Below are 13524 nucleotides of genomic sequence, written 5' to 3' on the forward strand. Positions count from 1 at the left end.
ATGCTATGCAAATTATAAACTTTATTATAGAAAATATTTTGACACAAGCAGCAATCATCGTAGCTTTAATAGCAATGTTAGGTTTAATATTACAGAAAAAATCATTTGGCCAAATTGTATCTGGATCATTTAAAACTTTATTAGGATTTCAAGTTTTAACTGCAGGTTCGGCAATTATTGTAGGGAGTTTAACGTATTTTGGGAAGATATTCTCTGAAGGTTTTCAAATGGAAGGAATTGTCCCATCGATTGAAGCGATAAATGGACAGGCAATGGGTGATTTAGGACTGGGAAGAGAAATTGCCTTTACATTTTTAGCTATATTTATCTTTAACATTATAATAGCGCGTTTTACACCTTGGAAATATATCTTTTTAACTGGCCAAGCGTTGTTATGGATGGCTACAATGACAACGATTGGTGGGTACTTCGCTGGATTAAGAGACATCACTTTAGTAGTAATTGGGGGATTAATCGGTGGTGTATTCGCAACAATGATGCCAGCAATTGCTCAGCCTTTTGTTAGAAAAATTGTAGGTGGAGATCATATTGCATTAGGCCACTTTTGTACACTAGGTTATGTTTTTGAAGCGGGTGTTGGGTACGTATTTGGTAAAAGAGGAGAAAATAGAAAATCAGTCGAAGATTTAAAACTTCCAAAGAATTTTGAATTTCTTCAAGATACGTACTTATCGCTTATGGTTGTCATGGCACCATTATTCTTAATTACAGTATTATTTGCCGGGGAACCATTTGCTTCGAAACTCTCAGGTGATACGAACTATATTATGTATGCCTTTTTACAATCTATTCAGTTTGTTGTTGGTGTATATGTATTGCTTGCAGGTGTTAGATTACTTTTAGGTGAAATCGTACCTGCATTTAAAGGGATAGCGATGAAACTTGTCCCTGATGCAAAACCAGCATTAGATTGTCCTGTACTATTTCCGTTTTCTCCAAATGCAGTGATTATCGGATTTATAACAACTACTATTGGATCTGTCATCGCGATGTTTTTATTCCCTGCGTTTGGATTAGCAATGATTATTCCGGGAATCTTGACGAACTTCTTCGCAGGAGGAACTGCAGGAATATTTGGTAACTTAACGGGTGGTTTAAGAGGTGCCATTATAGGTGGTATCGCACATGGATTGTTCATTACATTATTACCAGCATTACTTGTGACTGTTTTAAGTAACATGGGATTTGTAAATGCTACTGCAACAGATGTTGATACTGTAGCTGCAGCTTTATTTTATGCATGGATTATCGGACCATTAATGAAAGCATTCTAAAGGAGAGAATATATATGTATATTAATTTGAAAGAAGCTACAGAAAAGGCAGAACGATTAAATTGTACGATTGGTGCATTTAACGCACATAATTTAGAAATGTTACCAAGTATGATTGAAGCTGCAAAAGAAGCAGGAAGTCCAATCATTATTCAAACCAGCGTAGATACTGCGAAATATATAGGTTATAGAACTTTAGTCAATGTGACAAAAAGTATTGCCGAATCAGAAATGGTAGATGTCGTTTTACATCTGGATCACGCTAAAGATTTTAATGATATAAAATCAGCAATTGATGCTGGGTATTCATCAGTAATGTTTGATGGGTCGTCATTACCTTTAAAAGAAAATATTATGAAAACAAAAGCAGTTGTAGATTACGCGCACAAAAATGGTGTTTCAGTTGAAGGCGAATTAGGAATCATAGGAGGAACTGAAGAAGGGATTACGATAGATGGTTCAGAAGTAAGGTATACAGATCCAAAAGACGCAAAATACTTTGCTGAAACAACGAACGTAGATGCATTGGCAGTTGCTATCGGCACGAATCATGGTCAATTTAAATCTAAAACAGATGTTAATATCCCTTTATTAGCTGAAATTAACAGTATTGTAAACACGCCACTTGTTGTCCATGGCGGTACGGGCGTTAAAGAAGAAGACGTACCTAAGTTAATAGATAATGGCATCAGAAAATTTAATGTTGGTACAGAATTACTTGTAACTTGGACAGAAACTGCGAAAAAATACTTTGGAGAAACAAAGGTTAATAAGTCGTTAAGACACAATATCATTCCTTGTAATGAAGCGGTAAAACAAATCGTTTCACATAAAATTAATTTATTTATGAATAAAGAACGTGTTAAAGTATGACGAAAATCATTTTAATCTTGGCAGGTCCCCCAGGTACTGGGAAAACTTATATGGCAAATCAAATTATGTCACAAGATAAAGAATGGAAACTATTGTCCTATGACGATATTAAAGAAAATTGCTTTGATACATTAGGGTTTAGCAACTTAGAAGAGAAAAAAGAATTAGGACTCAAAGCTTGGGATGAGTATTACAATCAACTAGAAGATGAATTTGAAAAATCAACTAAAGTAATTATTGATTATCCATTTAGTTATAAACAAGAAAATACATTAAAAACAATAATAAATAAATACGGATTTAATCCAATTACCATTACTTTAAAAGGTGATATTTATGAGTTATATAAAAGGCAACGAGAACGTGACTTAAGTGAAGATAGACATGTTGGACATATACTAACTTCTTATTATAAGGAAAGTTTAGTAAAAGAACCCGATGATTTAGATGATTTTAAAACATTTAAAGAACGATGTGATAAAAGAAAATACGATCAATTTTTTATTGGGGAAAATAAGCAGGTAGATGTTTCGAAATTTGAAAACATAGATATTCAAGAAATAATAGAGTGGGTAAATAAAACGATAACTCAGATTGATAATAAAAGATGAATCTATATAAAAAGCAAACCAAAAGAAGACTTGGTTTGCTTTTTGTGTATGCGTAACTAGGACGGTAGTGACATGATGAAAGTTGTAACGGACATAATTCGGAATACTGTCCCTAAGAAGGTTGTAACGGACATAATTCAGAGTTCTGGCAGTAAGCCACATCCGCACCCACACCTGCACCGTCGCCAACATCCACACCGACACCCACATCCACACCTCTTCACTCAATTTTCCCCAAAAAACCAATACTACTCATATCCAGAATTTAATAGTTGACTGTTCAAAATAACATTGTATGATAATAACGAGTATATAAATCTAAATAAATAGATGGAGTTGAATACTATGATAAGGACTATGATGAACGGGAAGATTCATCGTGCACGTGTGACGGAAGCAAATTTAAATTACGTAGGTAGTATTACGATAGATGCAGATATTTTAGACGCGGTTGATATATTACCAAACGAGAAGGTCGCTATTGTTAACAATAATAATGGTGCGAGATTGGAAACTTATGTTATCGAAGGTGAGAGGGGTACCGGACATATTTGTTTGAATGGTGCAGCGGCTAGGTTAGTTCAAGTAGGCGATGTTATTATTATAATGAATTATGTTCAAGTAACTGACGAAGAAGCACGAACGCATTCTCCTAAAGTTGCTGTAATGAATGAAAATAATGAAATTATTGAAATGATTGAAGAAAAAGAAAATCAAATTGTTTTATAAAGGAGAATGAACATGAGTGTATTAGCCTCAATCTTTGTAGTTATTGTTGCTGTTGAGCATCTTTATATTATGTATTTAGAAACAATAGCGACTGCATCTGAGAAAACAGCACAAACGTTTAATATGAAATTACAAGTGCTTAAAGATAAGAACATACAAGTATTACTTAAGAATCAAGGGATATATAATGGTTTATTAGCGATTGCTTTATTTTATGGATTATTTTTCTCAACTAATCCACAAGAGATGGTTTCTTTATTATTAATCTTTATTATTTTAGCAGCGGTATACGGTAGTCTTACGAGTTCTAAATCGATTATTTTGAAGCAAGGTGGACCGGCAATTATTGCACTCATCTTAGTATTATTTTTATAGATTGTTGAATCCTATGTGTGAAGGTATTTATTTATATCTTTCATACATAGGATCTTTTTTTGGCACGAAACGATATTTCGTAAAAGGTATAATAAATAATTAATATTGTAATTTTATTTCAAAGATGAGATAATGTAATCGATTCCAAGAGGAGTGTGTTGTTATGTTAGGTTTTTCAGTGTACTTGGGTGAACCGTTTGATGAGGATTATATTGAAATGATGTTGCAGGAAGGTTCTAAATATATTTTTACATCACTTCAAATTCCGGAAGATGACTCAGCTCAATATATAGATAAGTTGCAAGACTTACGCCATTTTGTCGGGGATAGAGCTGAAATAATCGCAGACGCAAGCCCACATGCATTTCAAAACTTAGGATTATCTTACGATGAACCAACAGTTTTAAAAGAAATGGGTATTGATTGGATAAGATTAGATATTTCGATGGATGTACCTTCAATCGTTTCATTATTAGATGAAGTTAAAATTGTGTGTAACGCAAGCACAGATGCGATCGATTTATTACACAAATTGAGCCAAGAAAATATTGATATGTCACGCATTATGGTGGCACATAATTATTATCCAAGACCAGAAACTGGTTTAGATCGGGAATATTTTAAAGCGCAGAATCAAGAAATTAAAGTGCATTTTCCTGATGTATCCATAATGGCATTTGTGCCAGGAACAACGTATAGAGGTCCAGTATTTAAAGGATTACCAACATTGGAAGATCATAGACATACACATCCACTCGTAGCTGCATATGAATTATTGAAATTAGGTGTTGATGATATCTGTATAGGGGACAGTTATATGCAATCAACATCATTATTTCAATTAAGTAATTATATTCATAATGGAATCGTTTCACTTTATGTAACATCCGAATCATCGTATTTGGATAGCGTTATTGGGAAGGTTTTTCATAATAGAAAAGATAAAGCTCGGGATGTCATCAGAGCTGAAGAAGCACGCGCACAACATAATCAACGAGATATTCATCCTGAGCGAACAGTAACAAGAAGTAAAGGCGCGATAACATTAGATAATATAATCTATGGACGTTATATGCATGAACTACAAATTGCGAAAGTAAATTTAGAAAGACATGAAGGGGTAAATGTCATTGGTTATGTCTGTAAGCAAGATATAGAGTGCATTGACATAATCGATTCAGGGCAGGCATTTCAGTTTGTGAAGGGGGAAGAAATATAATGGAGATTAATCAATTAACGACAGAATCAAGGAATGCACGTTCTGCACAATTAGATACGTTAACACCTGAACAATTTGTTGAAGTGATGAATAATGAAGACCAAAAAGTAGCAGAGGCGATAAGTGTAGAAAACGATGCTATCGCTCAGCTGATTAAACAAGTGATTAAAGGATTTCAAAACGATGGGAGATTAATTTATTTAGGTGCAGGTACTAGCGGACGATTAGGGGTATTAGATGCTGCTGAATGTGTACCAACATTTGGTGTAACATCTGATGTTGTCATAGGATTGATTGCTGGCGGACCTTCTGCAATGACTGAAGCGGTAGAAGGTGCAGAGGATGATGCGCTTTTAGGGGAAGCTGATTTAAAATCATTAAACATAAATGAACATGATACGGTTGTAGGAATAGCAGCGAGTGGACGAACACCTTATGTCATTGGTGGATTGAAATATGCTCAAAGTATAGGTGTTCCTACAGGTTGTGTTACATGTAACCGTCAATCTGAAGTTGGCCAATATGCAGATTATCCAGTGCAAGTAGATGTTGGTCCGGAAGTTTTAACTGGTTCAACAAGATTGAAAGCGGGCACTGCACAAAAATTAATTTTAAATATGATTTCAACAGGTGCCATGGTAGGCATCGGAAAAGTATATGAAAATTTAATGATAGATGTAAAGCCAACTAATAAGAAGTTGAAACAAAGAGCGATAAACATGATTCAAGAAATACTGAATTGTTCAGATGAGGAAAGTGAAAGATTATTTGAGCAAAGTGATCATCAAGTGAAGGTGGCAATTGTAATGGGAATGCATGAAGTCACTAAAGAAATCGCAGTACAAAAAATAAACAAAGCAAAGGGATTTGTGAGAAATACGTAAACAAAGGGGGTATTGCGAATGTCTAAAGAAAGAGATATTGCAAAGGACATACTGAAAGCAGTTGGGGGAAGAGATAATTTAGATAAAGTCATTCATTGTATGACGCGTGTAAGAATGGAAATTGTTGATTACAGTAAGGTGGATGTTGAAGGATTAAAGAATACTAAGGGTGTAATGGGTGTAGTAGAAGATGATATGTTGCAGGCTGTTATTGGCCCTGGAACAGTAAATAAAGTAGCCAATGAAATGAGCGATATCATCGGTGTGCCTTTGGGAGAAGATATTAAACATCATGCTTCAAATAAAGAAAAAGTAGCACAAGAAGCGGATTTATTTAAGCAAAACTTAAATAAAAAGAATCAAACACCATTTAAAAAGGTGTTAAGATCTATTGCGAATATCTTTGTTCCATTAATTCCAGCATTTGTTGGGGCTGGTTTAATTGGTGGTATATCAGCTGTTATTTCAAATATGTTAGCAGCAGGTACTTTAGATGGTGCGACATGGGAACAATTTGTATTAGTGTTTGATATTATTAAAAACGGTATCTTCGCATACTTAGTCATTTATGTCGGTATCAATGCCGCGAAAGAATTTGGTGCAACACCAGGATTAGGTGGTGTAATCGGTGGTACAACGATGTTGACTGGTATGGTTCCGGAACATCCAATTAAAAATATATTCAATGGCGAACCTTTAGCTGCTGGTCAAGGTGGAGTTATTGGTGTCATTATCGCAGTATGGATATTATCGCTTATTGAGAAAAGGTTACACAAGATTGTACCAAGCTCGGTAGATATTATCGTTACGCCGACGGTTACATTGTTTATTATGGGTCTCGGTACAATATTCTTAATTATGCCAATTGCAGGATTCATTTCAAATGGATTATTAGGTGTCATTGATTGGGTACTAAATATCGGTGGCGCATTTAGTGGATTTATATTAGGCGCGACATTCCTACCACTTGTTATGTTTGGGTTACACCAAGTATTAACACCTATTCATATAGAAATGATTAATCAATCTGGCGCAACATATTTATTACCAATCCTAGCAATGGCAGGTGCTGGACAAGTTGGAGCAGCATTTGCATTATGGGTAAAATGTAGAAAAAATAAAAAAATCATTAATTTACTAAAAGGGGCTTTGCCTGTAGGAGTTTTAGGTATTGGTGAACCACTTATTTATGGTGTGACGTTACCATTAGGCAGACCATTTATTACAGCGTGTATCGGTGGAGGTATTGGTGGTGCAGTAATCGGTGGTATCGGACATATCGGTGCAAGTGCCATTGGTCCAAGTGGAGTATCCCTTATTCCTTTAATTTCTGATAATATGTACTTAGGATATATTGCTGGATTATTAGCAGCATACGCTGGAGGATTTATAGCTACGTATTTCTTTGGTACAAATAAAGAAATGACAGCACCACAAGAATTGGAAGAGGAATAAAGATTATGGAGCATCAACATTTATTGATTTTTATAAAAGAACAAATGTCACAGTTAACCAAGCATGAACAACGTATCGCTCAATATATTATTAATCACCCGGAAGAGACGATTAATTTAAGTGCACAACAATTAGGTAAGTTGACGCAAACAAGTGCAGCTTCAATCATTAGATGTTCACATAAATTAAACTTTAAAGGTTTTACTGATTTGAAATTAGCAATTTCGAGATATTTACCAAGTCATGAGCAAAGTATTTATCAAGAAATTAAGCAAGATGAAACAGTAGATTCTATTAGTAAGAAGCTTGTAACGAGAGCAGCACATACTTTAGAAATGACTGAAAAACATATCTCAAGTGAAAGTGTAGATCGTATTGTTGAACAGCTATATCAATCAGATAGCATTATCGTATATGGTGTCAGTGCATCAAGCTTAGTTGCGCAAGATATTTATCAGAAGTTTACACGCATTGGTAAACAAGTCATCTATTCGTTAGATACTCATTTGTTATCAACTGCAATGGCTTCACAGACAGGTAATCTCACGTTTATTGGTATTTCAAATTCTGGAGAGAATAATGAGACGTTGTCATTAGCTAAAGTAGCAAAAAAATATGGTGTGAAAATTGTAGGTATTACGCAATCTCAAACATCCACATTAGCGAAATTTGCAGATCATTATTTAATTCATGATGCGAGTTCAGAAAGTAGTTTGAGGTTAGCGGCTACAAGTTCACTTATTTCGCAATTAATGACAGTAGATATCTTATTTTATAGTTATCTATCTAAAGATTATGACCATCACGTCATGACGATGAGTCATACGAGGGATGCAGTGGAATTATATTTAGAATAATGATTTTCATCATTTTTAATAATGAGACAAAGCTTACAGTTTATTGTATAAAGCTGTGAGCTTTGTCTTTTTGTATATGCGACTAACCAGATAATTATGCTTATAATTTCCATATATGGGTATATGTTATTTGTAAAGGAAGTGATATGATGGCAAAGGTGGAAAGATATGTTTATGCTGAAAGAATAGAAAATGTATCAAAAAAATATGAATTCAACGATGAACAGATGCGTTTATTATTAGACCTCCCGAAAGAAAAATATGCATTTCTATTAAAAGGGAATCAAGGTGTACTCACGGACAAACAAAGATATGAAGTTGAAAAACGATTGAATTATTTTGAGGACAAGAGTAAAAACAAAGACGCTTTAAAATACACTACTTATTATATTGAAAATACATTAAAAAAAGAGTATAATTTAACCAATAAATCTATTGCCAAATTATGTAATGTCAAAAAGAAAACTATAAAGAGGTTACTTAATAATAAAAAAATTAATCGTAAAGATGAAAGAAATATCATATTAAATATTCTTCAACTCTATGAAACAGTAAAGCAGTCAACTAAGCGCTAGTCATAACATTTCATATTATAAGAATTATAGAAAGTTAGCGTGGAACAATGAAACAAGTGGAAATAATAAGAATACTAGATGACACATCTTTTATTATTAATGCGGGGACAGATAAAGGTGTGGAAGCAGGGAATTATATTGATGTATTAAAAAGAGATAGATCGTACAATTATATTGCTAAAGTTGAAGAAGTGTACCCAGAACTGTCTGTATGTTCTAGGTATGGTGAACAAAGATTGTTTTATGGTGATGTAGTGAGAGTGCGATATAACGATGACATTCAAATTACAACGAAAGTCATTAAAACGAAACCGAACAAAAGAAGACGAAAAAAGAGAGGATGAGATCGCCGTATCTCATCCTCTTTCCCGTTTAATATGCCAAAAAATTTAAAGCATGTAACGTTGTAGATTACAGTATCACTTTAACATAAAGTATATATATATTCCATAAATAGCTACTTAAATTTATTATTATTTTTATATTAATTTTTTGTGAACAGAAATCATATGTACATGTTATTTGTAATTGGCAAAGTTAAAAAAATAAATGTATAATAAAGAAAAAATAGAATGGAATGAGTATACGTGACTAATCAATTTGAACGTTCGGGAAAAAAGCCTAAGTCAGCAGCATTTAAAATTATAACGACAATCATTATTGTATTACTAATTGCTTTCTTACTTGTCGTAGCCTTTTTTGTATATAAATTTTTCGCATTAGGGAATTCAATACATAATCCATTAGGTAGAGACAAATCTGAGTTAAGACAGAAAGCCGTTGATACAAACGGAGATCCGATATCTATTGCATTATTTGGTATCGATTCTGACTCAACGAGAGCAGCAGCAGGTGGAGGAGAAAGATCAGACTCAATTGTATTATTATCAATAAATCCAGATAAGAAAAAAACAGTTATGGTAAGTATTCCTAGGGATACAAGAGCTGAAATTGTTGGACAAGACTCAGTAGAAAAAATTAATCATGCATATGCATATGGCGGTCCGAAAATGGCAATTAATTCATTAGAAAAATTAATGAATGTTCCAGTTGACCATTATGCTACAATCAATATGGACGGCGTTAAAGAACTTGTTGACCAAGCAGGTGGCGTGTCAGTTAAAAGTAATGCAACATTTACAGTTAAAGGACATTCATATGTAAAAGGTCAAAAATACAACTTAGATGGTGATGAAGCACTTGCATTTATTAGAAGTAGAAAAGAAGACGGTGCAGGTGGAGACTTTGGTAGACAAGAAAGACAACAACTTGTGATTCAAGCATTAGCAAATGAACTAGTGAGCGTTGGGTCATTACCGAAGATTAACCAAATATTTGATACATTAGGTGATAATGTACAAACAGACTTGAAGATGACACAAATTAATAGTTTAAGATCTAAATATAGTGATGCATTAGACAACGTTGATCGTAATCAATTACAAGGTCAAGATGCAATATTAGACGATGGTTTATATTACTTTATTCCAAGTGATTCAAGTAAAAAAGAAGTCGTTGAAAATTACCGTAAGAACTTAGAATTAGAATAAAAATTAAAAGCGTATGGTGTGGATGAAGGTCCACACCATACGCTTTTTTATTATAGAAAGAATAGAGATATCGTGCGATAAGGTATGAACCGCACGAAGACTTTGGGATTTTGCTGAGATATCGTGCGATATAGGATCAAACGCACGATATCTTTTCTTCGCACATTCAAATAGTGTCTCACCACTCGGAATCATACTATTTTAAGTTTTGCACAATTAATAGTTTGATACCGTTCGTCTTTAAATAATATGTTTCTTCTATTTGACGTGTATTAAAGTCAGCCATTTCAATATCTGGTGAACAGTATCTATCTAATAAGACAGTGTTCAAATAGTCTAAATTACTTTGATTGTCGTCTAGTTTACGTATGGCTTTAAAGATATTGCCATTATCTTGGTCGAATGTAATTTTAGTGACTCTAAATTGTTCAAATGGAATATCACGAAAAGATAATATAATCCCAATGTTATTTTGATAATTAATGTCATGTGGGTGATATAACTCATAATTAAATAATAAATAATATATCTTGTTATGAATTTCAAATTTGACGTAATTTGGTCCTGCATAAAATGTCTGTCCGTTAAAATCAGTCAGTAATGTTAATAAATAATTGGTAGGGCTTTTGCAATGATATTTTAAGTATAATGACAATGGTCGTGAAATAGTAGAGTAAGAAGTTGCTGCTTCTTCCATTAACCAATATCCAGTACCAGTAATGTAACTCGAAATATCTAATAAGTGATTGAGCATAATTGAAGCATTGAAGTAGTAATCACTTGTAGTTATGCTATTGCCATTTATTACGTTCCATTCTATAGGAATAACATCTTTATTATGCAAGTTTAAATATTTCATGTTTTTGATAAGTTTCTTTGTATATGCATTTGTCACGCGTGTAATGTCGTAGTTATTCATTTTTTCTAATTGATATAAGTCATTAAAGTTATAGCTTAATGCAAATCCATCAATATCATGTAATTCAGATAAATTAATGTTTAAATCTTCATAATTATATTCGAAAGGATCAGGTGCATTAATCATTATTTTCACATCTGGAAGGCGTTCTTTCGTTGCCTTAATCTGCGAGTTTAAATGAATCAATTCTTTAAAGTTAATATCAAAGAAGATTTCACCAGACTTGTTGTAAAAATAATTATGAATCACATCTATTAGTTCATACCAACGTTGGTTATAGATGTTATCTGTAGGTTCAATGTCGTGAATTTTTAAAGCAGGTTTAATCTTTGTATTTGTGAAAATACTCAAGCAATAGGCTAAGTCATGTTTGTATTGCGTGCCGTGTTCTTTATCATAAAAAGACTTCATAGAACAATGAATGACGATAACTGGTTTAGTTGGAATTTTTTCAAGATTATTTATAATTTCACCGAGAAATGGCGTATGAAAATCATGAACACCACCGATGTGTAAATATGTCTTATGGTCTGCGTTTATAGTTCTAAGTGGTTTATCAGTAAAGGACATATATTTATATTCATGAACAAGTGACTTGTTATGCATCATTTTCTGTAGTTTTGAAATAAGCGAAGATTTTTCTTCTGTTGAAAGTGATATATCGTGCTTATTCACTTTATTCTGTTTATATTGTAATCTGTATTGTTTTGGTGTGACATTAAATTGCGCTTTAAATTGTCTATTAAAATTATGATAACTAGAGAAACCATGACTATTCGCAATTTGTTCGACGGTAAATTGACTAAATAGTAGCGCGTATGTAGCCTGATAAAGTCTCGTTTCTTTCAAATATTGAATGAAGGTTTTGGCCATTTGTTTTGAAAATTCTCTTGATAAATGTTCAGGTGAAACATAAAAATGACTAGCAACAATATTTAAGGAAAGAGTGTCATGGAAATTTTGATCAATGTATTGTTTCACTTTATAAATTAAACTACTTAAATCTAACTCCATTTGTCCATAATGCTTAACATCCACTTTAAATCGTTCGTATAACACTTTAAATATTTCCATGACATAAAGACTGCTTCTAATTTTCACTTTCGTCAAATCAGCTAAAATGGCTTTTATAAATAAATCCTTAATTTGATGTTTGTACCTATCTAAGTGATTTGATTTAGATGTACTAGGAATTCTGAATAAGAAAGCTTCCTCATTACTCATGCTTTCCATCATAGAATAACTTATGTGTAGGATAGCAACCATACCATTGTTAATCAGAGGTAAGTAATTGTCACTATCTTGAAGATAAAATAAATCGCCTACACTAAATGTTTGTTTCACATGATTTAAAGTTAATTCAACATCTCCTTCTAAAATAAAACATAAAGCACCGAATCCTATTTTTTTAGGATTAATGATACCTTCCTGATGCAATGAAATTTCATAATTGTACATAAAACCACCTCGATAAAGTAAAATTTTGGAACAAATCATCAAATAAAGTCATATTTTTGAGTTCTAATATTATTATTTTATCAAATAAAGTAATAGAATGTTACCTTATTAAATAAATTAGTTAAGTTACTTTCTAATAAATCAAATATATGGAAAGAATTAATCAAAATATGAATTTAAAACTGTTTACAATAAATATAAATGCATATCGTGTGTTGTAAACCATTAATAATCGGGAGAAATTAATTAAGGAGGATATAAAATGACGGTACAATTTAGTGAATCTATTCAAGATATGATAAATTATGAAAATAAAATTACAATTATGAAACGTGATCATCGCTTATCAATCGTAGACTTTATCATATTAGAGGAAATATATAGAGCAGAAGAGATTACCATAAAAGAAATACTACAAGGGAAACTAACTGAATTACATACTAGACCTTCAAACATAGGTACTAATTTAGCGAAGTTATATAGAAAAGGTTACATAGGAAAATATAGAAGTGACTTAGATGAGAGAAAAGTGTATTACTATATGGAAGAAGATCAGAAAGTAAACTACAAAGAAATGATTAAAAACATTTTATTATAGGAAATTAAAAAAGCACCTGCATTCTTAATGAATGAAGGAGTCAGAATGTCGACAAAGTGATCACTTTGTCGGCATATTTTTTGCGCATGCTTTCCGCGGGCATGTTCTCAGCCTGTAGTCTTCGAAT

The 13524-nt window shown here is 32.8% G+C and carries 14 protein-coding genes; 13 read left to right on the forward strand and 1 reads right to left on the reverse strand.

Features of this window, described 5'->3' with window-relative positions; all coding sequences use genetic code 11:
• Nucleotides 1-5 precede the first annotated feature (5 nt).
• The 12 genes from P3U32_RS01780 to P3U32_RS01835 all read left to right on the forward strand — a co-directional run bounded on the left by P3U32_RS01780 (nucleotide 6) and on the right by P3U32_RS01835 (nucleotide 10422).
• On the forward strand, nucleotides 6-1295 hold the full coding sequence (locus tag P3U32_RS01780) for a PTS sugar transporter subunit IIC (RefSeq protein WP_323703897.1): 1290 nt from the start codon (nucleotides 6-8) through the stop codon (nucleotides 1293-1295).
• A 14-nt stretch (nucleotides 1296-1309) separates the two neighbouring features.
• Nucleotides 1310-2167 (forward strand): class II fructose-bisphosphate aldolase, encoded by an 858-nt coding sequence (locus tag P3U32_RS01785; protein ID WP_323703898.1) that lies wholly within the window; start codon nucleotides 1310-1312, stop codon nucleotides 2165-2167.
• On the forward strand, nucleotides 2164-2778 hold the full coding sequence (locus P3U32_RS01790) for an AAA family ATPase (protein ID WP_323703899.1): 615 nt from the start codon (nucleotides 2164-2166) through the stop codon (nucleotides 2776-2778). The genes P3U32_RS01785 and P3U32_RS01790 overlap by 4 nt, the downstream gene beginning before the upstream one ends.
• 345 nt (nucleotides 2779-3123) lie before the next feature.
• Complete coding sequence (gene panD, locus P3U32_RS01795) at nucleotides 3124-3507, forward strand: aspartate 1-decarboxylase (RefSeq protein WP_323703900.1); 384 nt, start codon at nucleotides 3124-3126, stop codon at nucleotides 3505-3507.
• A gap of 12 nt (nucleotides 3508-3519) precedes the next feature.
• Complete coding sequence (locus P3U32_RS01800; RefSeq protein WP_323703901.1) at nucleotides 3520-3882, forward strand: DUF1304 domain-containing protein; 363 nt, start codon at nucleotides 3520-3522, stop codon at nucleotides 3880-3882.
• 163 nt (nucleotides 3883-4045) lie between these two features.
• Nucleotides 4046-5101 (forward strand): MupG family TIM beta-alpha barrel fold protein, encoded by a 1056-nt coding sequence (locus P3U32_RS01805; protein ID WP_323703902.1) that lies wholly within the window; start codon nucleotides 4046-4048, stop codon nucleotides 5099-5101.
• Entirely contained in the window at nucleotides 5101-5985 is an 885-nt protein-coding gene (gene murQ / locus P3U32_RS01810) for an N-acetylmuramic acid 6-phosphate etherase (RefSeq protein ID WP_323703903.1), read from the forward strand. The genes P3U32_RS01805 and murQ overlap by 1 nt, the downstream gene beginning before the upstream one ends.
• Before the next feature lie 18 nt (nucleotides 5986-6003).
• Nucleotides 6004-7440, forward strand: a complete 1437-nt coding sequence (locus P3U32_RS01815; RefSeq protein WP_323703904.1) for a PTS transporter subunit EIIC — start codon at nucleotides 6004-6006, stop codon at nucleotides 7438-7440.
• Nucleotides 7441-7445: 5 nt separating this feature from the next.
• Nucleotides 7446-8297 (forward strand): MurR/RpiR family transcriptional regulator, encoded by an 852-nt coding sequence (locus tag P3U32_RS01820; RefSeq protein WP_323703905.1) that lies wholly within the window; start codon nucleotides 7446-7448, stop codon nucleotides 8295-8297.
• A 149-nt stretch (nucleotides 8298-8446) separates the two neighbouring features.
• A complete protein-coding gene (locus P3U32_RS01825) occupies nucleotides 8447-8872 on the forward strand; it encodes an HTH domain-containing protein (RefSeq protein ID WP_323703906.1) in 426 nt (141 codons plus the stop codon).
• A gap of 47 nt (nucleotides 8873-8919) precedes the next feature.
• Nucleotides 8920-9216 carry a hypothetical protein gene (locus P3U32_RS01830; RefSeq protein ID WP_323703907.1) on the forward strand — a complete coding sequence of 99 codons (297 nt, stop codon included), beginning with the start codon at nucleotides 8920-8922 and terminating at the stop codon, nucleotides 9214-9216.
• A gap of 243 nt (nucleotides 9217-9459) precedes the next feature.
• A complete protein-coding gene (locus P3U32_RS01835; protein ID WP_323703908.1) occupies nucleotides 9460-10422 on the forward strand; it encodes an LCP family protein in 963 nt (320 codons plus the stop codon).
• A 196-nt stretch (nucleotides 10423-10618) separates the two neighbouring features.
• Here the strand turns inward: P3U32_RS01835 and P3U32_RS01840 are convergent, their stop codons facing one another.
• Nucleotides 10619-12799, reverse strand: coding sequence for a helix-turn-helix domain-containing protein (locus P3U32_RS01840; RefSeq protein WP_323703909.1), 2181 nt, complete (start codon nucleotides 12797-12799; stop codon nucleotides 10619-10621).
• A gap of 262 nt (nucleotides 12800-13061) precedes the next feature.
• On the opposite strand from P3U32_RS01840, the gene P3U32_RS01845 reads away from it, so the two are divergent.
• Nucleotides 13062-13397, forward strand: a complete 336-nt coding sequence (locus P3U32_RS01845) for a helix-turn-helix domain-containing protein (RefSeq protein WP_323703910.1) — start codon at nucleotides 13062-13064, stop codon at nucleotides 13395-13397.
• Nucleotides 13398-13524 lie beyond the last annotated feature (127 nt).

Source organism: Mammaliicoccus sp. Dog046 (assembly GCF_034039665.1).
Classification (GTDB): domain Bacteria; phylum Bacillota; class Bacilli; order Staphylococcales; family Staphylococcaceae; genus Mammaliicoccus.

What these genes read in the sequence shown, in the direction of transcription:
- P3U32_RS01845 (WP_323703910.1), top strand. Translation starts at nt 13,062, where the DNA reads ATGACGGTACAATTTAGTGAATCTATTCAAGATATGATAAATTATGAA.
- P3U32_RS01785 (WP_323703898.1), top strand. Translation starts at nt 1,310, where the DNA reads ATGTATATTAATTTGAAAGAAGCTACAGAAAAGGCAGAACGATTAAAT.
- panD (WP_323703900.1), top strand. Translation starts at nt 3,124, where the DNA reads ATGATAAGGACTATGATGAACGGGAAGATTCATCGTGCACGTGTGACG.
- P3U32_RS01805 (WP_323703902.1), top strand. Translation starts at nt 4,046, where the DNA reads ATGTTAGGTTTTTCAGTGTACTTGGGTGAACCGTTTGATGAGGATTAT.
- P3U32_RS01800 (WP_323703901.1), top strand. Translation starts at nt 3,520, where the DNA reads ATGAGTGTATTAGCCTCAATCTTTGTAGTTATTGTTGCTGTTGAGCAT.
- P3U32_RS01820 (WP_323703905.1), top strand. Translation starts at nt 7,446, where the DNA reads ATGGAGCATCAACATTTATTGATTTTTATAAAAGAACAAATGTCACAG.
- P3U32_RS01825 (WP_323703906.1), top strand. Translation starts at nt 8,447, where the DNA reads ATGGCAAAGGTGGAAAGATATGTTTATGCTGAAAGAATAGAAAATGTA.
- P3U32_RS01840 (WP_323703909.1), bottom strand. Translation starts at nt 12,799, where the DNA reads ATGTACAATTATGAAATTTCATTGCATCAGGAAGGTATCATTAATCCT.
- murQ (WP_323703903.1), top strand. Translation starts at nt 5,101, where the DNA reads ATGGAGATTAATCAATTAACGACAGAATCAAGGAATGCACGTTCTGCA.
- P3U32_RS01780 (WP_323703897.1), top strand. Translation starts at nt 6, where the DNA reads ATGCAAATTATAAACTTTATTATAGAAAATATTTTGACACAAGCAGCA.
- P3U32_RS01830 (WP_323703907.1), top strand. Translation starts at nt 8,920, where the DNA reads ATGAAACAAGTGGAAATAATAAGAATACTAGATGACACATCTTTTATT.
- P3U32_RS01790 (WP_323703899.1), top strand. Translation starts at nt 2,164, where the DNA reads ATGACGAAAATCATTTTAATCTTGGCAGGTCCCCCAGGTACTGGGAAA.
- P3U32_RS01815 (WP_323703904.1), top strand. Translation starts at nt 6,004, where the DNA reads ATGTCTAAAGAAAGAGATATTGCAAAGGACATACTGAAAGCAGTTGGG.